The 22098-nt window shown below is 62.4% G+C and carries 18 protein-coding genes, 1 tRNA gene and 1 pseudogene; 11 read left to right on the forward strand and 9 right to left on the reverse strand.

Annotation, left to right across the window (positions count from 1 at the left end; all coding sequences use genetic code 11):
• Nucleotides 1–26: 26 nt before the first annotated feature.
• Entirely contained in the window at nt 27–260 is a 234-nt protein-coding gene (locus LPW26_RS04360) for a hypothetical protein (RefSeq protein WP_238733064.1), read from the reverse strand.
• On the opposite strand from LPW26_RS04360, the gene LPW26_RS04365 reads away from it, so the two are divergent.
• The 11 genes and pseudogenes from LPW26_RS04365 to LPW26_RS04415 form a co-directional block, all read left to right on the forward strand.
• Nucleotides 244–1497, forward strand: a complete 1254-nt coding sequence (locus tag LPW26_RS04365) for a PQQ-dependent sugar dehydrogenase (protein ID WP_238733065.1) — start codon at nt 244–246, stop codon at nt 1495–1497. The two genes, LPW26_RS04360 and LPW26_RS04365, sit on opposite strands and share 17 nt — an antisense overlap.
• Nucleotides 1498–1725: 228 nt before the next feature.
• Nucleotides 1726–2316 (forward strand): c-type cytochrome, encoded by a 591-nt coding sequence (locus LPW26_RS04370; RefSeq protein ID WP_238733066.1) that lies wholly within the window; start codon nt 1726–1728, stop codon nt 2314–2316.
• A gap of 136 nt (nt 2317–2452) precedes the next feature.
• On the forward strand, nt 2453–4555 hold the full coding sequence (gene katE / locus LPW26_RS04375; protein ID WP_238733067.1) for a catalase: 2103 nt from the start codon (nt 2453–2455) through the stop codon (nt 4553–4555).
• 18 nt (nt 4556–4573) lie between these two features.
• Nucleotides 4574–5449 (forward strand): formate/nitrite transporter family protein, encoded by an 876-nt coding sequence (locus LPW26_RS04380; protein WP_238733068.1) that lies wholly within the window; start codon nt 4574–4576, stop codon nt 5447–5449.
• Nucleotides 5450–5508: 59 nt separating this feature from the next.
• Nucleotides 5509–6324, forward strand: a complete 816-nt coding sequence (locus LPW26_RS04385; protein WP_238733069.1) for an alpha/beta fold hydrolase — start codon at nt 5509–5511, stop codon at nt 6322–6324.
• A gap of 164 nt (nt 6325–6488) precedes the next feature.
• On the forward strand, nt 6489–7535 hold the full coding sequence (locus LPW26_RS04390) for an acyl-CoA dehydrogenase family protein (protein ID WP_238733070.1): 1047 nt from the start codon (nt 6489–6491) through the stop codon (nt 7533–7535).
• Nucleotides 7532–8479, forward strand: coding sequence for an AAA family ATPase (locus LPW26_RS04395; protein WP_238733071.1), 948 nt, complete (start codon nt 7532–7534; stop codon nt 8477–8479). Before LPW26_RS04390 ends, LPW26_RS04395 begins: the two co-directional genes overlap by 4 nt.
• On the forward strand, nt 8479–9867 hold the full coding sequence (locus LPW26_RS04400) for a vWA domain-containing protein (protein WP_238733072.1): 1389 nt from the start codon (nt 8479–8481) through the stop codon (nt 9865–9867). The genes LPW26_RS04395 and LPW26_RS04400 overlap by 1 nt, the downstream gene beginning before the upstream one ends.
• A gap of 206 nt (nt 9868–10073) precedes the next feature.
• Nucleotides 10074–10721 (forward strand): hypothetical protein, encoded by a 648-nt coding sequence (locus LPW26_RS04405; RefSeq protein WP_238733073.1) that lies wholly within the window; start codon nt 10074–10076, stop codon nt 10719–10721.
• 705 nt (nt 10722–11426) lie between these two features.
• Complete coding sequence (locus LPW26_RS04410) at nt 11427–12686, forward strand: hypothetical protein (RefSeq protein WP_238733074.1); 1260 nt, start codon at nt 11427–11429, stop codon at nt 12684–12686.
• Nucleotides 12687–12754: 68 nt separating this feature from the next.
• A pseudogene (locus LPW26_RS04415) lies at nt 12755–13495 on the forward strand (VWA domain-containing protein); the annotation flags it as partial.
• A gap of 79 nt (nt 13496–13574) precedes the next feature.
• On the opposite strand, the gene LPW26_RS04420 reads toward LPW26_RS04415, so the two are convergent.
• From LPW26_RS04420 to LPW26_RS04455, 8 genes are all read right to left on the reverse strand, one after another.
• Nucleotides 13575–15752: a putative bifunctional diguanylate cyclase/phosphodiesterase gene (locus LPW26_RS04420; protein ID WP_238733075.1), complete on the reverse strand. Its 2178-nt coding sequence runs from the start codon at nt 15750–15752 to the stop codon at nt 13575–13577.
• 134 nt (nt 15753–15886) lie between these two features.
• Entirely contained in the window at nt 15887–16093 is a 207-nt protein-coding gene (locus LPW26_RS04425; protein ID WP_238733076.1) for a hypothetical protein, read from the reverse strand.
• 305 nt (nt 16094–16398) lie between these two features.
• On the reverse strand, nt 16399–17628 hold the full coding sequence (locus LPW26_RS04430) for a hypothetical protein (RefSeq protein WP_238733077.1): 1230 nt from the start codon (nt 17626–17628) through the stop codon (nt 16399–16401).
• A complete protein-coding gene (locus LPW26_RS04435; RefSeq protein WP_238733078.1) occupies nt 17625–18047 on the reverse strand; it encodes a hypothetical protein in 423 nt (140 codons plus the stop codon). The genes LPW26_RS04430 and LPW26_RS04435 overlap by 4 nt, the downstream gene beginning before the upstream one ends.
• A 63-nt stretch (nt 18048–18110) precedes the next feature.
• The gene (locus LPW26_RS04440; protein WP_238733079.1) at nt 18111–18293 is read right to left on the reverse strand and encodes a hypothetical protein; all 183 of its coding nucleotides are present in this window, start codon (nt 18291–18293) and stop codon (nt 18111–18113) included.
• Between the two features lie 852 nt (nt 18294–19145).
• Nucleotides 19146–19220: transfer RNA gene (locus tag LPW26_RS04445), tRNA-Arg, on the reverse strand.
• Complete coding sequence (locus tag LPW26_RS04450) at nt 19198–19674, reverse strand: winged helix-turn-helix domain-containing protein (protein WP_238733080.1); 477 nt, start codon at nt 19672–19674, stop codon at nt 19198–19200. The genes LPW26_RS04445 and LPW26_RS04450 overlap by 23 nt, the downstream gene beginning before the upstream one ends.
• A gap of 106 nt (nt 19675–19780) precedes the next feature.
• Nucleotides 19781–21412, reverse strand: a complete 1632-nt coding sequence (locus tag LPW26_RS04455) for a sigma-54 interaction domain-containing protein (protein ID WP_238733081.1) — start codon at nt 21410–21412, stop codon at nt 19781–19783.
• Nucleotides 21413–22098: the final 686 nt, after the last annotated feature.

Consider the following 22098-nt stretch of genomic DNA (forward strand, 5'->3'; position numbering starts at 1 on the left):
ACTCACTGCATGTATCAAGGCGAGCATCAGTTCGGGCGATCGAACTTCACGTTGCACCGCATCGATCGCAATGCAGCGAACTCATCGACGTTCGTTTGTTGCGATTGATCATCAATCGTCTTCTCACCCGCCGCCATTGTGCTAGCCTTCGTCGGCAGGCGCACGAACGCCGCTGACGACGCATCAGACGTCGCAAAACAAACGAGCGGCTGCATCGTCGGCCGTGGCGAGGGAGTGAGCGCGATGAAGTCGGTCTTCACACGATCCGTTGTTGCGTGCGCCGCCGTCCTGGCGATCGGGGCGGCTCATCAGGCCAGCGCGCAGGGCCTCAAGAAGTACGAATCCGGCACCAAGGAATTCTGGACCAACCCACCGCCCGACTGGTTCCTCGGCGACGAGACCGAGGCGCAGAAAGGACTCGCGCCGCCGTCCGGTCCGCCGACCGGCGCGTCCGACGCCGAACTCGCCGCGACCATCAAGAAGATCAAGCTGCCGCCCGGCTTCAAGATCGAGGTCTATGCGTCCGGCGTGCTGTCGGCGCGGCAGATGGCGTGGGGCGACAACGGCACGTTGTTCGTCGGCTCGTTCGGCGTCGGCAGCGTCTATGCGATCACCGACAAGGACGGCAAGAAACAGGTCAAGACCGTGCTCAAGGGGCTGAAGATGCCGACCGGTCTGGCGTTCCAGAACGGCGCGCTCTACGTGGTCGATATCGACAAGCTGATCCGCTACGACAACGCCGAGGCCAATCTCGACAATCTCGGCCAGGGCAAGGTCGTCTACGACGACATGCCGTCCTATGTGGCGCACGGCTGGAAGTATCTGGCGCCCGACAAGGATGGCTGGTTCTACGTGCCGTTCGGCCCGCCCTTCAACATCGGCATTCCGCCGACATCGCTTTCGCAGATCCGCCGCGTCGATCCGAAGACCGGCAATGCCGAGATCGTCGCGCTCGGCGTGCGCAACTCGGTCGGCGGCGACGTCGATCCGCGCACCGGCAAATACTGGTTCACCGAGAACGCCCGCGACTGGATCAGCGACGACATGCCGAGCGACAAGCTCAACATGATCAGCAAGCTCGGCGAACATTTCGGCTATCCGCATTGCCACCAGGGCGACATGCCGGATCCGAAATTCGCGATGGGGCACCAGTGCTCGGAATTCACGCCGCCGGTGCTCAACCTCGGCGCCCACGTCGCGCCGCTGGGGATGAAGTTCTACACCGGCGATCAATTCCCCGCCGAGTACAAGAACAACATCTTCATCGCCGAACACGGCTCGTGGAACCGGCACAAATACACGGGCGCGCTGATCAAGCGGGTGATCGTCGATCCGGACGGCAAGAACGCCAAGCAGGAAGACTTCGCCACCGGCTTCATCGAAGGCGACCAGGGCTATCTCGGCCGGCCGGCCGACATCGTGCTGGCCAAGGACGGCTCGATGCTGATCGCCGACGACTGGGCCGGCGCGATCTACCGCATCAGCTACTCGAAGTGAGTTCGCGCTGATTGCACCAACGTTCGTCATTCCGGGGCGCCGCGCAGCGGCGAACCCGGGCTCCATACGCCCGGTGCCCGCGTTTCCGCACGACCGCTGTCGACCTGCTCCACCGCGAGCACAGTGGTTATGGATTCCGGGCCTTCGCCCCGGCCGGCTGCGCCGACCGGAACGAATCCCGGAATGACGAACTTTAACGACAACTCTGAGCCAACAGAGAGACCACGCATGCCTCGCCTGCTTCCGACGCTGTCGCTTGTCCTCGGCTTTGCTCTTCTCACCACGCCGCTCGCCGCCGGCGACATCGAGGCCGGCAGACAGAAGGCCGTCATCTGCGGCTTCTGCCACGGTGCCGACGGCATCTCGCAGATGGAGTACACGCCCTCCCTCGCCGGCCAGCCCGACCTCTACATCCAGTGGCAGCTGGTTTTCTTCCGTGCCGGCACGCGGCAGAACGCCAACATGACCTCGGTGGTCGAAGACCTCAGCAACGAGGACATCCGCAATCTCGGCGCTTACTTCGCATCGCTGCAGCCGATGAAAAATCCCAAGCCCGATGAAAATCCGGAGCTGTCACGCAAGGGCGCCGAAGCCGCGGTCGGCCGGCGCTGCGCCTCGTGCCACACCGACAATTACGCCGGCATCAAGGGCACTGCGCGGCTCGCCGGCCAACGCGAGGAGTATCTGGTCAAGGCACTCAACGAGTTCAAATCCGGCCAGCGCTCCGGCGGCTCGATGGCGGCGATGGCCGACGTCGCCTACCCGCTCAGCGAGGAAGAGATCTACGCGCTGGCGCACTATCTGGCGCATTTGAACTAGGAACCATTCGGCGTTCTCGCCGTCATCACGGCGACGGACGAGTCTCGCGCATTGGTGTGGATCGGCTCATGGCAGCGACGGCATCCATCGCCGCGCGGGCGCTCGCCATTGTTTATCCCCCGCGCACGAGGTTCCCATGGCCGACAAACATCCCGATCTCAAATCCGCCAAGCTGGCCGACGCCTCGATCCATCGCGGCCCCGGCGGCGAGACGCATCAGGTGGCCGATAAGGATCATCCTGTGCTGACGACACGGCAGGGTGTGCCGGTCAGCGACGATCAGAACAGCCTGAAGATCGGCCCTCGCGGTCCGACGCTGATGGAAGACTTTCACTTCCGCGAGAAGATTTTCCATTTCGACCACGAGCGGATTCCCGAGCGCGTCGTTCACGCCCGCGGCTTCGGCGCTCACGGCTTCTTCGAGGCCTACGAGTCGCTGGCCGATATCACCGCGGCCGATCTGTTCCAGCGCGCCGGCGAGAAGACGCCGGTGTTCACGCGCTTCTCGACGGTGGCCGGCAACAAGGGCTCGGCCGATCTGGCACGCGACGTCCGCGGCTTCGCGGTGAAGTTCTACACCAAGCAGGGCAACTGGGATCTGGTCGGCAACAACATCCCGGTGTTCTTCATCCAGGACGCCATCAAGTTTCCCGATCTGATCCACGCCGCCAAGCAGGAGCCCGATCGCGGCTTCCCGCAGGCGCAGACTGCGCACGACAATTTCTGGGACTTCATTTCGCTGATGCCGGAATCGATCCACATGGCGCTGTGGATCATGTCCGACCGCACCATCCCGCGCTCGCTCCGGTTCATGGAAGGTTTTGGCGTCCACACCTTCCGGCTGATCAACGCCGAGGGCAAATCGACCTACGTCAAATTCCACTGGAAGCCGAAGCTCGGCATGCAGTCGGTGGTGTGGAACGAGGCGGTGAAGCTCAACGGCGCCGATCCGGACTTCCATCGCCGCGACATGTGGGATTCGATCCAGGCCGGCAACTATCCGGAATGGGAGCTCGGCCTGCAGCTGTTCGACGATGCCTTCGCGGACGAGTTCGAATTCGACATCCTCGATGCCACCAAGATCATTCCCGAAGAACGCATCCCGATCCGCATTGTCGGCCGGATGGTGCTCGACCGCACGGTCGACAACTTTTTCGCCGAGACCGAGCAGGTCGCATTCCAGACCGGCAACATCGTGCCGGGTATCGACTTCACCAACGATCCGCTGCTGCAGGGCCGCAACTTCTCGTATCTCGACACCCAGCTGAAGCGGCTCGGCAGCCCGAACTTCAACGACCTGCCGATCAACGCGCCGAAATGCCCGTTCCACACCCTTCAGCAGGACGGGCACATGACGCTGAACAATCCGCGTGGACGCGTCAACTACGAGCCCAACTCCTGGGCCGTCGATGGTGGACCGCGCGAGACGCCGAAGGGCTTCCGCAGTTTCCCGGCCGAAGACACCGGCGAGCGGCGCCGGGCTCGCGGCGAGTTGTTCGCCGATCACTACAGCCAGGCGCGGCAGTTCTTCGTCAGCCAGAGCGAGACCGAACAGACCCACATCAAGGACGCGTTCGTGTTCGAGCTCAGCAAGGTCGAGACGCCGACGATCCGCGCCCGCGTGGTGTCGCATCTCGTCAACGTCGACAAGGCGCTCGCCCAGTTGGTAGCTGACGGTCTCGGCATGAAGCTGCCGGCCGCGGCCGAGCCGGCCCGCAAGGTGATCACCGATCTGCCGCCGTCGCCGGCGCTGAGCATCATCAACAATGCGCTCGGCAGCTTCGAGGGCCGCAAGCTCGGCATTCTGGTCAGCGACGGCGCCGACGCCAAGCTGCTCGCGGCGCTGGAAGCGGCCGCCAAGCAGCACGGCGCGCTGGTCGAACTGATCGCCCCCAAGGTCGGCGGCTTCACCGCCTCGGACGGCAAGCTGCGCCCGGCCAAGCAGAAGGTGAACGGCGGACCGTCCGTGCTGTACGACGCCGTCGCGATCCTGCTGTCCGAAGAGGGCGCAAAGCAATTGCAGCAGGAGGCGACCGCGCGCGACTTCGTGGCCGACGCGTTCGCCCACGCCAAGTTCATCGCCACCACCAAGGAGGCGGCGCCGCTGCTCGAGAAGGCCGGCGTCGAACCCGATGGCGGCGTGATGAGCCTCGGCGGCGCCAAGGATGCCGAACGCTTCCTCGAGCTGTGCACACAGCTGCGGTTCTGGGAACGCGAGCCGAAGGTGCATGCGGTGTAAGCCTGCTTCGGCCGGCCGATGACCAACCGTCCCGACCGCGCCGCCGATCAGGCGGCCAAGACCCGCGATGCAGAGATGTCTGCATCGCGGGCGAATATTTCGAACCGCGAAGTCGAGGACGTCGAGGCGCGCTCCAGTCCGCGCACCCCCGTGATCTACGAAATCGTCCGCCGCTCCGGCGAGGAAGAGATGGAGCGCCCGCTCACCTCGCTGTGGTGGTCCGGCCTCGCGGCCGGCCTGTCGATCAGCTTCTCGCTGCTGGCGCAGGCGATCCTGCAGCTCCACATTCCCGATGCGCCGTGGCGGCCGCTGATCACCAGCCTGGGCTACTCGGTCGGCTTCGTCATGGTGGTGCTGGCGCGCCAGCAGCTGTTCACCGAGAACACCATCACGGTGATCCTTCCGGTGGTGGCCGAGCCGACCGCACGTAACTTCGGCCGTGCCGGCCGGCTGTGGGCGATCGTGCTACTCGCCAACCTGGCCGGCACGCTGTTCGCAGCGGCGTTCTGCAGCCTGACGCCGGCGCTGACTCCGGAACTGAAAGCAGAGGCGATCGAGATCAGCCGGGTGATCCTCAGCCACGGCGCGCTCGACACCGTGTTCAAGGGCGTCGCGGCCGGTTTTCTGATGGCCACCATGGTGTGGCTGCTGCCGAGCGCGGAGAGCGGCCAGCTCGGCGTGATCGTGATGATGACCTGGCTGATCTCGGTCGGCGGCTTCGCCCACATCATCGCCGGCAGCATGGAGGCATTCATGCTGGTGCTGAACGGCGCGGCGGGTCCGCTCGAAGTGACGACCGGCTTCCTGCTGCCGGCGCTGCTCGGCAACATCATCGGCGGCACCGCGCTGTTCGCGCTGCTGGCTTATGCGCAGGTGATGAAGGAGATCCGTTAGCCGGAACGCAGTCCTGTTCGTTCCGTTGTCGACACGATCAACGAGAGGGAAAATCACGAATGACGTATGTCGAGACCAACGGCGCCCGGATCCATGTCAAGACGGCAGGGAGCGGGCGCCCGGTTCTGCTGATTCATGGCTGGCCGCTGACCGGCGACATGTTCGAGTATCAAACGCTGGCGCTGCTCGAGGCCGGTTACCGCGTCATCACCTACGACCGCCGCGGCTTCGGCCTGTCGAGCCATCCGGCCACCGGCTATGACTACGACACGTTCGCCGACGATCTGGCCGCAGTGATCGAGAAGCTCGATCTGCAGGCCGTCAATCTGGTCGGCTTTTCGATGGGCGGCGGCGAGATCGCGCGCTACCTGTCGCGCCACGGCAGCCAGCGCATCGCCAAGGCCGCGCTGATCGGCTCGGTGGTGCCGTATCTGCTCAACACGCCCGACAATCCGGACGGCGTCGACGCCAGCGTGTTCGCCGACATGAAGGCGCAGATCCGCAAGGATCGCTTCGCGTTTCTGCAGAGCTTCGCCAAGCAGTTCTACGGCGTCGGCTTCGTCACCAGCCCGGTGAGCCAGGGCATTCTGGACTGGAGCTTCATCCTGGCCGTGATGGCGAGCCCGAAGGCCACGATCGATTGCGTCGACGCGTTCGGCAAGACGGACTTCCGGCCGGACCTCAAGGCCTTCACCATGCCGACGCTGATCATTCACGGCACCGCCGACAAGACGGTCCCGATCGACGCCGCCGGCCGCGCCGCCGCGCGCGGCATCCCCAACGCCAAGCTGATCGAATATGACGGCGAGCCCCACGGCCTGTTCGCGACCGCGCCGGACCGCCTCAACGCCGACCTGATCGAATTCATCGGCTGATCTACTTTTGCGCGGCGGCGGGCTCGCTTGGCCGCCGCGCATTCCACTTCCCGGAAATACAACAAACGCCTCGCCGTCGGCGCGCGCTTGTTCTACACAGCACGGTCATGACACGGCTTCAGGCACCCGGATCACCCTCGCGCGGCAGCAACGATGCCGTCGACATGCGTCTCGCGCGCTGGCGCGACATCATGGAAAAACCCGCGGGCGACGATCCGTTCGCGCCATTCGCACAAGCCGGGATGTTCGACATCGGCCTGCCCGGGGGCGACGCCGCGCTCGACAGCTACGCGGCGATCGCGCGCGCCGAGCAGGCGATCGTCGCGGCCACCGGCGAACTCGGCCTCGCCACCGCATTCGCCGGCCGGCAACTGATCGCGCGGTTCTTCATCGGCCAATTCGCCAGCGCGGCGCAGCGCAGTGATCTCTTGCCGCGGATCGCCGCCGGCCGCTGCTGGGCGGCGGTCGCGATCTCCGAGCCCGGCGCCGGTGCGCATCCGAAACATCTGCAGACCACGGCGCAACGCCGCGGCGACGAGATTGTACTTAACGGCCGCAAGGCGTGGATCACCAACGGGCCGGTCGCCGATATCTTCCTGGTGCTGACGATCACCAGCACCGAGGACGGCCGCAAGCGCTACGGCCTGTTCGCCGTGCCGCGCGATACGGCCGGGCTGACGATGACGCCGATGCCGTCGCTCGACGTGCTGAAGCCGGCCTCGCATTGCGAACTCAGCCTGGACAATTGCACGGTGCCGGCCTCGGCGCAGATCGGCGACATGAAAGACGCCTATCCGGCGATGGCGCTGCCGTTCCGCGATATCGAGGACACGCTCGGTAGCGCCAGCATGGCGGGCTTTCTCACCTGGCTGGTGCGCGCCGCCGCGACTCACACCGAACTCAACGACGATCATGCGTTGCGGCTCGGGCGTCTCGCCGGCCTGGTGGCGCTCGCCGGTGATACCAGCCGCGCGGCGGTCGCGGCGCTCGACGACGGCACGCCGCCGGTGCCGGCGCGGCTGATCGGCGTGCGGGCGCTCGCCGCCGGCATCGTCGACGACCTCCGCGCCCATCTCGCCGTCGCGCGCGCCGACGAACGCGTCAGCCGCGCGCTCGCCGCTTACGACGTGCTGGCGAATGTCGCCCGCGAGCCGCGCAAGCAGCGACAGATCAGCCTCGGCCAATCCCTTTGGAGCGAACCCCAAGAATGAGTAACGACCTGCCGATCGAATCCATCGACGCCGTCACCGCGGGCCTCGCATCGGTGGGCTATATCGCCAGCCGTCAGATCGCCACCGCGATCTATCTGGCCGAACGGATCGAGAAGCCGATCCTGGTCGAAGGCCCGGCCGGCGTCGGCAAGACCGAACTCGCCAAATCGCTCGCCGCCTGGCGCGGCCTGAAGATGATCCGGATGCAGTGCTACGAAGGCCTCGACGAGGCCAAGGCGCTGTACGAATGGAAATACGCCAAGCAGCTCTTGTACACCCAGATCCTCAAGGACAAGCTCGGCGAAGTGCTCGGCGACGCGCAGTCGCTGTCGGCCGCGCTCGACAAGTTGCATGATTTCGGCGACGTGTTCTTCTCCAAGGAATTCGTCGAGCCGCGCCCGCTGCTGCAGGCGCTGGAACAGCCGAACGGCTGCGTGCTGCTGGTCGACGAGATCGACAAATCGGACGCCGAGTTCGAATCGCTGCTGCTCGAAATCCTGTCCGACTATCAAGTCTCGATCCCCGAACTCGGCACCATCAGCGCCACCGTCAAGCCGCTGGTGCTGCTGACCTCGAACGGCGAGCGCGATCTGTCGGACGCGCTGAAGCGGCGCTGCCTGCATCTGCATATCGGCTTTCCGGAGCAGAAGCTCGAAGAGCGCATCGTCGAAAGCCGCGTGCCGGGCGCTTCGGAGACGCTGCGCAAGCAGCTGGTCGGCTTCATCAACCAGGTCCGCGCGCTGGACCTGAAGAAGCTGCCGTCGGTGAGCGAGACGATCGACTGGGCGCGCGTGCTGGTGCTGCTGCAATCGACCGAGCTCGACCATCAGACTGTGAAGGACACGCTCAACGTCCTGCTCAAGTACGAAGCCGATATCGAAACCACGATTCCGCAGGTCGCCGGCTTCGTCGCCAAGGCCGGCCGCTCCGGCACCTTCGGCTGATGCGCGAGGAGCTGCACCGCTTCTTCCGGGCGGCGCGCGGCGCCGGCGTACGCGTTTCGCCGGCCGAAAGTATCGACGCGATGCGCGCGGTCACGCAGGTCGGCTTCGCCGATCGCGGCCTGCTACGCGACACCCTGCTGGTGACGCTGGCCAAGAGCCAGGACGAGAAGCAGGCGCTGGCCGAGTGCTTCGACCTGTTCTTCAGCCGCCCCGAGCCGAAGCCGCCGCCGGACGAGAACGAGGAGTCATCGTCCGACGAGTCCTCGGAATCGCAGGCGCAGAATGCTGCGCCCGGATCGCCCGGCCAGGGCGGCGGCGACGGCGCGGCGCAGCCGGAGCTCGGCGAACTGGCGCAGATGCTGCTGGGGCAGGATCGCAGCGCGGTCGCCGCGGCGCTGTCCGGTGCCGCCGCCGCGGCCGAACTGTCCAACATCCGTTACTTCACCCAGCGCGGGCTGTTTCAGACCCGGATGATGGACGCGCTCGGCATCGGCCGGCTGCGCGACGATCTCGACGCGCTGAAAGCCGCCAACTCCGGCGAAGCCGAACGGCTCGCCGCGGCGCTCGACGGGCTTCGCGACAGCGTGCGCGAGATGGTGTCGCAGGCGCTGGTGCTGTACGGCCGCGAAGAGACCGAGAACCTGCGCCACGAAATCCTGCGCAACGCGCCGCTGGCGCGGCTCGAGCGGCGCCAGGTCGAGCAGATGAAGGCGCTGATCCGCGCCATCGCGCGGCGGCTGCGCGAGCGCTATTCCAAGCCGCGCAAGCGCCAGCGCCGCGGCCATCTCGACGTCCGCCGCACCATCCGCAAGAACGCCGCGTGGGGCAGCGTGCCGTTCCTCACCGCGTGGAAGCGCCGGCACCGCGACCGTCCGAAGATCGTGGCGATCTGCGACGTGTCAGGCTCGGTGGCGCAGGTCTCCGACTTCTTCCTGCTGCTGATCCACAGCCTGCACGAAGTGGTCGACGACGTCCGCTCCTTCGCATTCTCCGGCCACCTGATCGAAGTCAGCGACATCCTCGACCGTCAGGAGCCGGAAGCGGCGATGCGCGAGATCATGTCCAAGGTCGGCTTCGGCTCGTCCGATTACGGCAATTCCTTCGCCGATTTCGAAAAGCGCTATTTGCGCAGCGTCACGCCGAAGACCACCGTGATCGTGCTCGGCGACGCCCGCACCAACAATCTCGACCCGCGCACCGATTTGCTGCGCCAGATCTCCGACCGCGCCAAGCGCGTGGTCTGGCTCAATCCCGAAGGCCGCATGGGCTGGGGCTGGGGCGACAGCGAAATGCCCCGCTACGCGCCGTTCTGCAACGTCGTCCGCCAATGCGCGACGGCCAAGCAGCTGGAGCGCGCGGTGTCGGATATCGTGGCGTCGTATCAGTAGGGGAAAGGAATGCCGCATAGTCCCGCGGCGGGTGATGCCGAAAATCGAACATTATATGATCGCTTCAAGCGCCTTCAACGGCCCCGGCTGAACCACAACCATGCGTCCGCACCACACTTTTTGGCTGGCGCGGCAACGGGGCCCTTGTGGCCGCCGGCGAGAGACGCGATGAAGAGCACCATCGGCCGACGAGTCCCGCCGCACCGATGGCAGTTGTAGCCGGAGGAAAAGAGGGGCTCGCTCAGCTCGAGGAATGTCTGTTAATCTGGCCCGTCGAGATCGGTTGGCACAGTTTAATGTTCGAGACATCTATTGCATTGAAGTGGGACTACGAGACCATGAGGTTGGCCGCCGCCAGGGAGGCCGTCGCGGCTCTTGGCCTGCTCCTGCCCTCGACGGAGGGGCGCATCTACCATTTCTTAGACAAACGCCTAACTGATCACCCGACGGCCCGCTGCCGTGCTTGGCGCAAGCACGGAGAGCAGATGACGATGGAACAGAAGAAGGCTAACGGGATCAATCCGCGAACCTTCTATAGTCGCGCCGCCTTCGCTGAGTTGACCGAAGCAGGTCGCGGACGCCCGTTGGCTGCCCACGATATGACATTGCTGCGCGCACAATTCACAGTATTTCGGTATTCCGCAGTAATTGATTCGCGGCAGGTCTTGGAAGCATATCCAAATAGCTTCTACGAACACGAAACGCTCAATTCTGAATGCCCGGCGTGCAACCGACTCGACGGCCTACAGACGCCTGCAGATGCGATCGCGCTATTCCCCCCCGCGGGATGCATTTGCGAGACGGCGAACTACCGCGTCAAGCCACAGATCGATTGGCTCGAAGACATAGACTAACCGGTATCGGCTCGCTGATAAGCTGAGAACGATTAGTCCATCTTAGGACAAACTCCGCCCGAGCGACGTGGTCACCATCTCCATGATTTTGTGATCGATGCCAGGCCGGCGACCTAACCAATCGCGGGTTCCTATTAAAGCGGCTCTCGGTCGGGAGAAATGAAATCTGTCCAAAGCATATAGAGGCCGAAGAGCGCTGGAAACGCGCCTATTTTAAGAGCAAGCCCCTTGCCACCCTCGATAAGCCACTCGTAAGAGCACCAAAGTCCGCCAACGATGAGCGCTAGGTAAATTGTAAGAGCGAACCATTTCCTCATCGCACCCGCCTCCAGTTACGCTACGAGATTAATCGATGACCTTGAAGAGCGCATAGAAGTCGACGGACTTTCTGCCTCGACATCCGAACTAGCAGAGGACAACTTTGGTTGATTGGCGCGCGAGCCAAGGATGCGTTCGAACACTTCAACGAAGCGTCTCGATGAATCGTTCATCGACAACCAAATAGAATGCTTCTTTCTATGTCCCATGATTGATGATACTAACTCCTCAAATGAGGTCATGGGATAGATCTTTTGGATCGCGGTCCCCAAGACGCTGCAATTCGTCCTGCTGGGTGAGGTTTACTCATTCGGCGCTGTTCGCGAGATAGCCACAGAGATTGAACGTAGCTGCATCCGCAGCCTCACAGGCAGGTGGCAGGCTCTGATGGAATTATTTAAGCCCCTCGTCTCGAGTCGAGAACTTCACCCCAATTTTGTCAATACTTTACGCGCGCCGTCAGCGAGCGTGCGCAAGGTCCTATTGGAGTGGGCAAAAGGCTTTCCGGACCGCGATGGGAAGTTCATCAAGGAATTCCAAACGACATACAATTCGTCCTTTTGGGAGCTGTATCTCTTCGCCGTCTTGAAAGAAATTGGTATCAAAATCGACTTCGAATTCAATGCTCCGGACTTTGTCGCGGCCGATGAGCCTCTTGCGATAGAGGCAACGATTGCAAGCCACGCGCGCGACGACACTCCCGAATGGGAAAAGCGTTTCGAGGACATTGTCGATATGGATGTGTTCGACGCCCAAGCGAAAGCCGCCATTCGCGCATCCAACGCCTTCTGGGCAAAGTCGAACGCGTACCTGGAGCGTTATTCGAAATTGCCGCATATGGCCGGGCGCTCTTATGTCATCGCCATATCGAACTACGGCACACCAGACTTCAACTTGCTGGGCGATATTCCAATGCAGCACGTGCTGTATGACAACTTCGACCTTGGTCATTTGACGAAAGAGAACGGCGCAAGAGTGTCGCTAGGTCTATTCAAGACCGGTGAGTTCGCTCACGTCAGCGCTGTTCTGTATTCTTCCGTTGCGACTTTTGGGAAGGCGCGGGCGCTTTGCGTCGACGCGAATGAGTTCGTATTTGAGGCGTACCGCATCCGAAACAACATCGAGCCCATTCTTATCAGGGCCCACAAGAAGGACTATGAAGAATCTCTCACAGACGGTTTGCGTCTGTTCACGAACCCGTACGCGACTACACCGATCAACGTCAATCTTTTCGACGATTGGGGCGTTCGCACGTTTGAGGCGAACAAGAATGGCGACTTTCTTGTGTCGTGCCATCCGGATGGCGATCTTTGCGCAAGACAGACGTATCAGATGGTGGGGCCGGGAAAGGCCGTAACGCCAAATATGATCGAGATGCCGGCCTATGTGACGCATGCCAAAACGGCACGTATTGCGGCTGGCTTGTCGCAGAATGCCCTCGCGGCGATGGTGTCCGAGCGATGCGATAGGGGCTTTGAGTTCGATAAGGCTCTCGTAAAGCATATCGAGGCCTGTAAGCCGTTGTCCTTCATCGAGATTGAAAATTATGTAAGCGCGCTTCTGTCTCTGCCGCAGACGTCCTGCGTTCCAGATATAGTCTTCAGCCTTCGGAAGAGGCCGCGCCCTCCAGCGCGGGGGTTCCGATGACGGCGATAAATTTCGTGATTTGAAGACAGGGACTTGGTCCTTACGACGAGCAGGGAGCTTGTAAGCAATACGAAATCCTGCGCAACGCGCCGCTGGCGCGGCTGGAGCGGCGCCAGGTCGAGCAGATGAAGGCACTGATCCGCGCCATCGCCCGGCGGCTGCGCGAGCGCTATTCCAAGCCGCGCAAGCGCCAGCGCCGCGGCCATCTCGACGTCCGCCGCACCATCCGCAATAACGCCGCGTGGGGCAGCGTGCCGTTCCTCACCGCGTGGAAGCGCCGCCATCGCGACCGTCCGAAGATCGTGGCGATCTGCGACGTGTCAGGCTCGGTGGCGCAGGTCTCCGACTTCTTCCTGCTGCTGATCCACAGCCTGCACGAAGTGGTCGACGACGTCCGCTCGTTCGCATTCTCCGGCCACCTGATCGAAGTCAGCGACATCCTCGACCGTCAGGAGCCGGAAACGGCGATGCGCGAGATCATGTCCAAGGTCGGGTTCGGCTCGTCCGATTACGGCAATTCCTTCGCCGATTTCGAAAAGCGCTATTTGCGCAGCGTCACGCCGAAAACCACCGTGATCGTGCTCGGCGACGCCCGCACCAACAATCTCGACCCGCGCACCGATTTGCTGCGCCAGATCTCCGACCGCGCCAAGCGCGTGGTCTGGCTCAATCCCGAAGGCCGCATGGGCTGGGGCTGGGGCGACAGCGAAATGCCCCGCTACGCGCCGTTCTGCAACGTCGTCCGCCAATGCGCGACGGCCAAGCAGCTGGAGCGCGCGGTGTCGGATATCGTGGCGTCGTATCAGTAGGGGTGTCGCTTCGTGGAGCGCTTCGTCGATTGATCGAAGCGCTCTGGCTCGGTCGAGGCGTGGTTGAAGAGGCCACGATCTAAGACGCGGGCTTGGCCACGGGCAGGAACTTCTGCTCGAATTCGCGTGCCGTGACCGGTTTGCCGAAGAGATAACCCTGTGCCTGCGGACAGTTGTTCTCCTTCAGGAAATCGAGCTGAGCCTGGGTCTCGACGCCCTCGGCGATGACTTCCACGCCGAAGCTCTTTCCCAGATAGAGGATCGCGTTCACCACCGCGGCGTTTTCCGGGTCGGAGTTAACGTTGCGCAGGAAGCCTCGGTCGATCTTCAGGCGCGAGACCGGGTAGCGTTTGAGCAGGCTCAGCGATGCGAAACCGGTTCCATAGTCGTCGAATGCGAGACCGACACCAAGGGCGCGAAGATCGTCGAGCAGCTTCTGGGTCCCGGGCTCGTTGCGCAGGAAGACGTTTTCGACGATCTCAAGCTCCAGCGCCTCGGCCGGCAAGGCGGCTTCGGCGAGAACCCTACGCACGGCTGCAAGCAGCCCGGCATAGCGAATCTGCGCCTCGAACAGATTGACGCCGATGCGGAAGCCGGGGGCCCGTGAGCGCCACCTTGCGGCTTGCATGCACGCTGTACGAAGAATCCACTCTCCAATCTCGGGGGCGGATGCCTTGTTGGCCAGGACATCGATAAACGAAGCCGGAGTCAGCAAGCCACGTTCGGGATGGTTCCACCGGAGCAGCGCTTCGGCGCCGGTGAGGCCCCCGTCGATCGTCGAGACCTGCGGCTGATAGAACAGTTCGAATTCACCTCTCACGAAGGCCTGTTTGAGCTCCTGCTCGAAAGTCCGTCGCGCAACCGCATATTCGCGCAATGCCGGAGCGAAAAATTCATACCGCCCTTTTCCGGCGGCTTTGGCCCGATAGAGCGCGAGGTCGGCAGCCCCCAGCAATTCCTCGGGGCGCTGGCTGTGCTGCGGGGCGAGGGCGACGCCGATGCTGACGCTCACCTCGATGCGCTTGCCGACAAACTCATAAGGCTCGGAGATGGCCGACACGAGGTCGGTCGCGACTCTCCTGGCTTCGCGCTCATCATTCCCCGGCAGCAGCGCGACAAACTCGTCGCCCCCCAGCCGGGCCACCATGGTCGCGTGCCTGCAGGTTGCCTTGAGACGCACGGAGACCTCTTTCAACACGGCATCGCCGGCCGCATGCCCGAGCGTGTCGTTGACCTCCTTGAAGCCATCGAGATCGAGAAGAAGAACGGTGGATGCCTTGCCGGCCGCCAGCGCGTCTCCCAGGCATTGCCTCCAGACACCGCGATTGGGAAGGTCCGTGAGCGGGTCAAGCGAGGCAAGCCGGAACAGGCGCTCCTCGTTCTGCCGCCGTTCGGTGAGGTCTCGAACGATGGCACCGACGCTGGTCGTGTTGCCTTCCTGCCAGGTCGAGAGCGAGAACTCCGCCGGGAATTCGCTGCCGTCCTTTCTGAGGCCAGACAGTTCGATCGTCCGATCGGAGAGTTCCATCTTCTCTCCGTGACGTAGCCGGTCGAGTTCGGCCTCGTAGATGCCCAGCCAGCTATCGGGGACGATGATCTCGCCAGGATGATTGACCATCTCGTCCGCGGTGTAGCCGAAAAGCCGTTCGGCCGACCTGTTCCAGAAAGTGACCTCTCCTTCGGAATTGGAGCAGATGATGGCATCGGGCGATGTGGCGGCTATGTTCTCGAAGCGAGCCTGGCTGACCGTTCTGATATAATCCAGCCTGCGCGCATCCATGCGGTCCATGACCAGAGCCGCGACGTCGGTCAGATTTCGTCGGTCTTCAGCGGTGAAGCTCTTCCTCGGCTCGGTATCGATCAGACAGACCGTGCCGATCTTCTCCCCGGTCGGGGTTGCCAGCGGCTTGCCGGCATAGAAGCGGATAAAGGGAGGGCCCAGGACGAGAGGGTTGGACGCAAAACGTCGATCATTGGTGGAATCGAGGATCACGAAGATATCGTCCTGCATGATCGCGTGCGTGCAGAAGGATATCTCGCGGCTCGTATCACAGACATCGAAGCCGATATGGGCCTTGAAGAACTGGCGATCCCGATCGAGGAGCGAGACAAGCACGATCGGCACGTCGAACAATCGTGCGGCTAGCCTGGCCAGGCGATCGAAGTCCTCTTCCGCCGGCGTGTCGAGCAAACGATACTCGTTCAACGCCTTCAGGCGGATCTCTTCATTGTCCGGTATTGGGTAGGGCGTCGCCAAGCCCGTTTCTCCTCGATCCCTCCGGCATTCTCTCCACCGGTCCGATGAAGACTGAAACGCACGAAAATGAGATTTGTTGTCAAGCGGACGAGAAGTCTGCCTTACAAGATTAGCCGAACGTTATGAAGCCCGGCTTAACCGTTTGAACGCAGGCCCCGACGACGCCGCTCGACCGTCATCTCGGCGCTCTGCTCCCGCTCAAACTCTTTGCGCTCCCGAAGGTAGCCGAGACAGGAACTGATCGCGCACGGCATGAAGATGCCCGAACCGCCAGCACCGTTCGCCTCGATCGCGGCCGGATCGAAGCTGGTGCTCGCCTCGATCGCGCTCGTCATCACCATCAGATCGATGATCTTGCCTTGTTCATATCGAACTTTCGATCACATCCATGTTCGCAGTTTTATTCTGAATGGCGCGCCAGATAGTAGCGCCGGAACCGGCGCGGGTCGTCGGGCACAGCGCCCCCCGAACAGGTCATCGCAGGGACAAGCCGTCCCGGTGGCCGGTTTTCGTAATGCTGTCAGCAGCTGGCGCGCCATTCAGAACAAAACTGCGAACTCATATGTTATTGAAATTGCGTTACGATCTCATCGGTCAGCCTGAGGATATCAATCGCTCGATATCACCGCGGCGTTTACCCAGGACGCTAGTTCTTGATGGTAAGCCCTCCCCGAACATCGCGGACCCGCGTTCCGTTGCCCGGCAGGAGGCCGTCACGATAAGTGGCGCTCAGCGCAAATACACCGGCATCGTCGAGATTGTATGTCGCGTCGGCCTGGAAATAGCGAATATCCTTGTCCGCGTCGCCGCGGGCAAAGCTCGACAGATAGCGATACTGAACACCGAAGACGAAGTTTCGCAGGTAGCCATCCGCGAAGAAAATGTCGGCTCGCAGGATCGGCCCTCCGCGGGTGTAGAAATCTCCGGTATGAAGATTCGTGAGCGGACCGGCGTTCACGACCTTTTCCGATTCGACCCGAAGAATCGGTTGCCAGCGGAACTGCATCGGCGTGCCGAAGACCCTCGGCGCGACGCCGATGGCCCACTCGAGCTTGTACGGTTGCCATTCGGCGAATGCGCCGCCGATCCGGCTCTCCCCTCTGGAGTCGGTTTTCCAGTAACCGCCGTAGCGGACGTACTGCGAGGGGAAGAGTGAACCCGGCGCCTGTTCGATTTCCGTTTCACCGATGAATTTGAAAGCCAAGTAGTCGGTATCGGCTTTCTTGTTGGATCGGTTGCGGGTCTGATCGAATTCGAAGCCCGGTGCCCACAGCATGCGGGTGACGCCGAGATCCTGAAGCGGATTGTCGGAATCCGCCGACAGAGACAGCACGTTCCAGCCGATCAGGGCGCCTTTGCCGGAGAGCACACCGTTACGCTTCTCATAGTCTTCGGTGTAGCTGAACTGGGTGCCGTTTGCGCGCTCGCGCGGGGCAATCGGATTCAACAGCGAATAGGTTGAGTAGGCATCGCGGAACAGGACGGGCAACGATACGGCCGTCGGCTTGACGTAGCGCCTCTTGACCTCTTCTGCCGACACGGCCTGCGGACGCTCGGGTGTAGGGGCGCTGGCAATGTCTCTGAGGTCGACGACAATGCGGTCGGCCCGATCCTTCTTCGCCTGCTGGGAGAGCGCAATCGATTTGGCGAGCGCTGCTGGATTGCCGGCCTTACCCAGGCACTTGTCATCGAACTTTGCAAATTCTGGATCGGCGATGTTGTCCGCGAGCGCCTTAAATTTCTCAGGCGGGATCACATTCCGTCCAGCCAGCCGCACGCTGCATTTCGCGAACACATCGTCCTTCGCAGCAAAGACCGGCGTCGCCGCGAAATAGACAAGCGTGATCGCACTCCACAATGATCCAAGCTTGCTCATAGGCCAAACGCTTCGTTGATGAGTTCAGCGACGTCGCCGACGGTGTCGGCGCCCTGCATGGCGTTGCGATCCAGCTTCTTGGGTATCGGATAGCCTGCGCCCGCAAAGCACGCTTCGATGTTGCCGGCGAGTACACGCTTGCCTCCCAGGTCGAATTTGTACTTGTCTGCCAGGCTGTCGTTTTCGCTGATCTCACTGACTGGAAAGTGGGTGATCCGGCTGAGGCAGATCTTGAGCTGCGCGTAGACCTCCGGTTTCGTGTCGATCGGATCGTCATGCCTGATCGAGAGGCCCTCAAGCCGTTCGAGGAGGACAGCATTCGTGGGCTGCGCGGCTGCGGGTTTCTTCGCGGTCTTCGTGACTGCTTTTTTTGCCTTTTTCGTCTTCGAGGCAGCGCGCTTCTTTGCCGTTTTGGCCATCGAAATATCTCCAACATACTTGCATCAAAAAAGGCGAACGCCTGCGTCAACGGGCGTCAGAAATCATTTCTTCGTTTCAGCAGACTTCTGCTCGCCCTTTGGGGGCGACGCGGTAATGTCCTTCTGAGCCTGATGGGTCACGACGTAGACCGCGAATGCCATAAAGACGATGGATGCCGCCAGCGCAGTGACGGAAGGGCCGAGTTTGCCGAGTGCTTCGACGAGCTTCGGCAGCTTGTCGATCACCGCTATCGGGTCGAGGCTTTCGGCAGTAACTGTCTTCTAATTTACTGAGACACGCCGCTGGGCGCGTCGATCTGTTTTTGTTGCATAGACGAAGAAGAGATAGGCAACGGTCGAAAATACGAGACTAAGTCCGACAATAAATTCAGTGAATGTAATCATCGAACGCTCCACGCTCGGTGTCACGAGACCATCCTATGCGCGAAAATGGGAGGTCCGCAACCTTTATTCAAAAGGAATGTTATCCTCAGTTACTCAGGGCGCCGCTCCGGTCGCCGGCTAGAACCGCCGGCGCACTACTTCCATTCAAATCCCGCACCAGGCGTACCGGACGCTGGACGAGATCGTTCTGACTAACCTCAGGCAGCGCGTACTGGCTCCCCGACCGGATCGCCGATCTTCTGAAGTCGCCGATGGAGCGGCAAGCAACCAAGAGCGAGTCTGCAAACCGCAGGTTACTCGATCTGCAAGGCGAACTTAGCGATGCCGAAGACTTCCTAAGCGTCTTCACCGTTCGATCGAAGACGGCATCGTCGAGCATGACGACGTCCAGCGAGAACGTACTACCGCTCTCAGATCGCAGCGCGAACACGCCAAATCGGCGCTGGACAATGCCCGTGCGCGATGCGGTACCGCAGCCGTCATCGATCCAGGAAGATCCACGCCGTAGCGCGGCTATGAAATGAAAAGCTCAATGCCGGGGACATCAACACCGCGAAGGGCAACATCCACTCGATCATCGATGCCAACGAGGTCGATGATCAGGCCATCCGTATTGTCGGCTGCATGGATATCCTCCAGCCGCCATTGCCGATAACATACCCAGAACGGGAACGTTGGTGTCTTTGACTTGAATGGCGCGCCCGAAACGATTCGAACCTCCGCCCCAGATGCGTAGTCTGCTGCTCTATCCAGCCGAGCTCCGGGCGCGTCCCGGCGGGATCGCGCAGAGAGAGCCCGCCGCCCCCGAAGCATCCAGATCGCCGCCGCACTCCGCCGGACCCGACGCGCGCTCGATGATCGGACAGCCGGCTTCGGCGGCGCGCGGGGCGAGCAGGTAGCTCAGCGCTTCGAGATCCGACGCCAGCAGGATGCGGGCTTTGGCCTGCATCGACCGGAAGATGCTCAGCACCGCGCGGCCATTGTCGGTGAGGGCAGCGCCGCCGCCGCGCTTGCCGCCGACGATGCGGTCGACCAGTGGTTCGCCGAAATGGCTGTTGAGATCGTCGATCAGCTTCCAGGCGTTGGGATAGGCCATCCCCATGCTGCGCGCCGCGCCGGAGATCGAGCCGAAGCGCTCGATCGCTTCGAGCAGTTGCACCTTGCCCGGACCGATGATCGGGACGATGCGGAGCTGGATGCTGAGGTCGGCCTTGTCGGTCATCGCGTCCTCCACTCCGGCAACGGCGGCGAGCCCGTCCCGTATTCGGCCGATGATGCGGCAGCGGCGCGCCGCCGGTCCCTGCTCATTTCGGCTAACAGCGGCGCCATCACGGCTTCACCCTGGCGGCCTGCCTGGCCAGATAGGAGCGGCGGAACATCCGATAGTCGATGCCGTAGCGATCGAGCCGGAGCCCGAGCACGCGCCGCGTGAGCCCGAGCTCCCTGGCGGCCTCGGTCGTGTTGCCGTGATGCGTCTTGAGGGCATCGATGATCATCTCGTATTCGACCGCCTCGACCTTGGCTTCCAGGCTGCAGCCGAAATGGGTGCCGCTCTCGCCGGAGGTCTGCAGCGACGGCGGCAGATTGTAGCCGTGGATCACCGCATCGTCCGACATGATCACCGATCGCTCGATGACGTTCTCGAGTTCGCGCACGTTTCCGGGCCAGTGATACGCCATCAGCATGTTGAGCGCGGGCGTCGAGATCCGCTTGACCTCCTTGCCCGCCGCGACCGCGCTGCGCGCCACGAAATGATCTGCCAACAGGATGACGTCGCTGCCGCGATCGCGCAGCGGCGGCATGGTGATCGGAAACACGTTGAGCCGGTAGTACAGATCCTCGCGAAACGTGCCCTTCGACACCATGTCGAGCAGGTCGCGGTTGGTCGCCGCGATGATCCGCAGATCGACCTTCACGGGCCGGTTGCCCCCGACCCGCTCGAAGGTGCGCTCCTGCAGCACGCGTAGCAGCTTGGCCTGCATCGACGGACTGAGCTCGCCGACCTCGTCGAGGAAGATTGTGCCGCGATCGGCCAGTTCGAACCGCCCCTTGCGCATGCCGACCGCGCCGGTGAACGAGCCCTTCTCGTGACCGAACAGTTCGCTCTCGACGATGGTCTCCGGCAATGCCGCGCAGTTGAACTTGATGAAGGGGCCGTCGGCACTCGGGCTGTTGTAGTGAATTGCGTTCGCCGCGAGTTCCTTGCCGACGCCGCTCTCGCCCAGGATCAGCACCGTCGTCCTGGTCGACGCGACCTTCTGGATCAGATCGTACACCGCCTGCATCGGCTTGGAGTTGCCCAGAATGTTGGACGGCTTGAAGCGCTCCTTCAATTCGCCCTGCAGCCGCGAGTTCTCGTTCTCCAGCCGCACCTTGTCGACGTTCTCGATCAGATACAGCTCGACCGCGGAGGCGATCATCGACGCGATGGTCGACAGCACGTCGACGTCCTGCTTCAGCAGGCGGCGATTGCGGTAGCTGCGCTCGGCCCCGATGGTGCCGAGCACCTTGCCGGCGTGCACGATCGGCACGCAGACGAAGGCGGTGTTGGCCGAGCTGTCGCCATGCGCTCTGGTGCGATCGAGAAAGCGCGTATCCTCGCGCAGATGCGGCACGATGATGGTCTTGCCGGACGCTACCACTTGCCCGGTGATGCCTTCGCCCGGCGCATAGATGCCGCGCGCCTTCTGGTCCTCGGAGAGTCCGAAGCTTTGGTGAATGAAGATGGTCTGGGATTCCCGGTCGTAGAGCGTCACGACTCCGCGATGCACCCGCAGCTGCGTCCGCATGATCGACAGGATCAGCTTCAGCGTCTTCGCCAGATCCTCGCACTCGGTGATGATCTTGCTGACGCGGCACAGCAGCGGCAGCACGTTGACGCGGCACTCGCCGGTGAAGCAGTGGCTGAATTCTTCGGAAAGGTCGTCGACCTCGACCTGAACGGCTTCGTTTCGGCTCATCGCAATCGCCTCGGCTGCACCGCCTCAGCGGAGCAATATCGAGGCCAGACGTTGAAAGTCCTAACTCATTGATTTTACACGATAGCGCTATTGTTCGAAAACGGACAACGCGACATTGTTCGATGTCGGACGCGGCATGTTAGCGGCATGACGAACCAGCGAAAGCCTACGACAGGCGTGGATCTCCGCCTGCGAAACACTGCAACACGGTCGCCTGAACGGTGGTCACCGCTATAGTCCGATCGACATCATCAGATCGCACGCGCGCGAACGTTTGGGGTGGTGGGAATGACCGATTGGTCCGATCGGCGCACCGGCGCGCGTCGCCGCGCGAACTGACCGCAGCGTCGCTTTCGACTCCGGAACGCACACGACCGAACATTCTCGCCCGTCGATCGAGCGCCTGCCCTCCCTCGCCCCATCATAACTAACACATCGTCCGCGACGATCGGCATCGGGATTCGCCAACGATTCCACACGCGCTCAAAACGATCGTCGCTCGCTGCGACACGAACGACCGCGCGTCACCGCTCCCCGCTGGGTTCCAGCGCCTCGCGCTGCATGTCCGGAGTGATTCCGAACCGAATTGTTAGTTCCGACAGATCCATCACTTCGGACCGCCGCTGGCACGGTCGTTGCTGTTCCTGATGCCGAGGCGATGGATCACTCATCGTCCCGATCAATTC

Origin of the sequence: Rhodopseudomonas infernalis, from assembly GCF_022271405.1 — a bacterium.
Classification (GTDB): domain Bacteria; phylum Pseudomonadota; class Alphaproteobacteria; order Rhizobiales; family Xanthobacteraceae; genus Rhodopseudomonas; species Rhodopseudomonas infernalis.

What these genes read in the sequence shown, in the direction of transcription:
- LPW26_RS04365 (WP_238733065.1), top strand. Translation starts at nt 244, where the DNA reads ATGAAGTCGGTCTTCACACGATCCGTTGTTGCGTGCGCCGCCGTCCTG.
- LPW26_RS04370 (WP_238733066.1), top strand. Translation starts at nt 1,726, where the DNA reads ATGCCTCGCCTGCTTCCGACGCTGTCGCTTGTCCTCGGCTTTGCTCTT.
- katE (WP_238733067.1), top strand. Translation starts at nt 2,453, where the DNA reads ATGGCCGACAAACATCCCGATCTCAAATCCGCCAAGCTGGCCGACGCC.
- LPW26_RS04380 (WP_238733068.1), top strand. Translation starts at nt 4,574, where the DNA reads ATGACCAACCGTCCCGACCGCGCCGCCGATCAGGCGGCCAAGACCCGC.
- LPW26_RS04385 (WP_238733069.1), top strand. Translation starts at nt 5,509, where the DNA reads ATGACGTATGTCGAGACCAACGGCGCCCGGATCCATGTCAAGACGGCA.
- LPW26_RS04390 (WP_238733070.1), top strand. Translation starts at nt 6,489, where the DNA reads ATGCGTCTCGCGCGCTGGCGCGACATCATGGAAAAACCCGCGGGCGAC.
- LPW26_RS04395 (WP_238733071.1), top strand. Translation starts at nt 7,532, where the DNA reads ATGAGTAACGACCTGCCGATCGAATCCATCGACGCCGTCACCGCGGGC.
- LPW26_RS04400 (WP_238733072.1), top strand. Translation starts at nt 8,479, where the DNA reads ATGCGCGAGGAGCTGCACCGCTTCTTCCGGGCGGCGCGCGGCGCCGGC.
- LPW26_RS04405 (WP_238733073.1), top strand. Translation starts at nt 10,074, where the DNA reads ATGGCAGTTGTAGCCGGAGGAAAAGAGGGGCTCGCTCAGCTCGAGGAA.
- LPW26_RS04410 (WP_238733074.1), top strand. Translation starts at nt 11,427, where the DNA reads ATGGAATTATTTAAGCCCCTCGTCTCGAGTCGAGAACTTCACCCCAAT.
- LPW26_RS04425 (WP_238733076.1), bottom strand. Translation starts at nt 16,093, where the DNA reads ATGGTGATGACGAGCGCGATCGAGGCGAGCACCAGCTTCGATCCGGCC.
- LPW26_RS04430 (WP_238733077.1), bottom strand. Translation starts at nt 17,628, where the DNA reads ATGAGCAAGCTTGGATCATTGTGGAGTGCGATCACGCTTGTCTATTTC.
- LPW26_RS04435 (WP_238733078.1), bottom strand. Translation starts at nt 18,047, where the DNA reads ATGGCCAAAACGGCAAAGAAGCGCGCTGCCTCGAAGACGAAAAAGGCA.
- LPW26_RS04450 (WP_238733080.1), bottom strand. Translation starts at nt 19,674, where the DNA reads ATGACCGACAAGGCCGACCTCAGCATCCAGCTCCGCATCGTCCCGATC.
- LPW26_RS04455 (WP_238733081.1), bottom strand. Translation starts at nt 21,412, where the DNA reads ATGAGCCGAAACGAAGCCGTTCAGGTCGAGGTCGACGACCTTTCCGAA.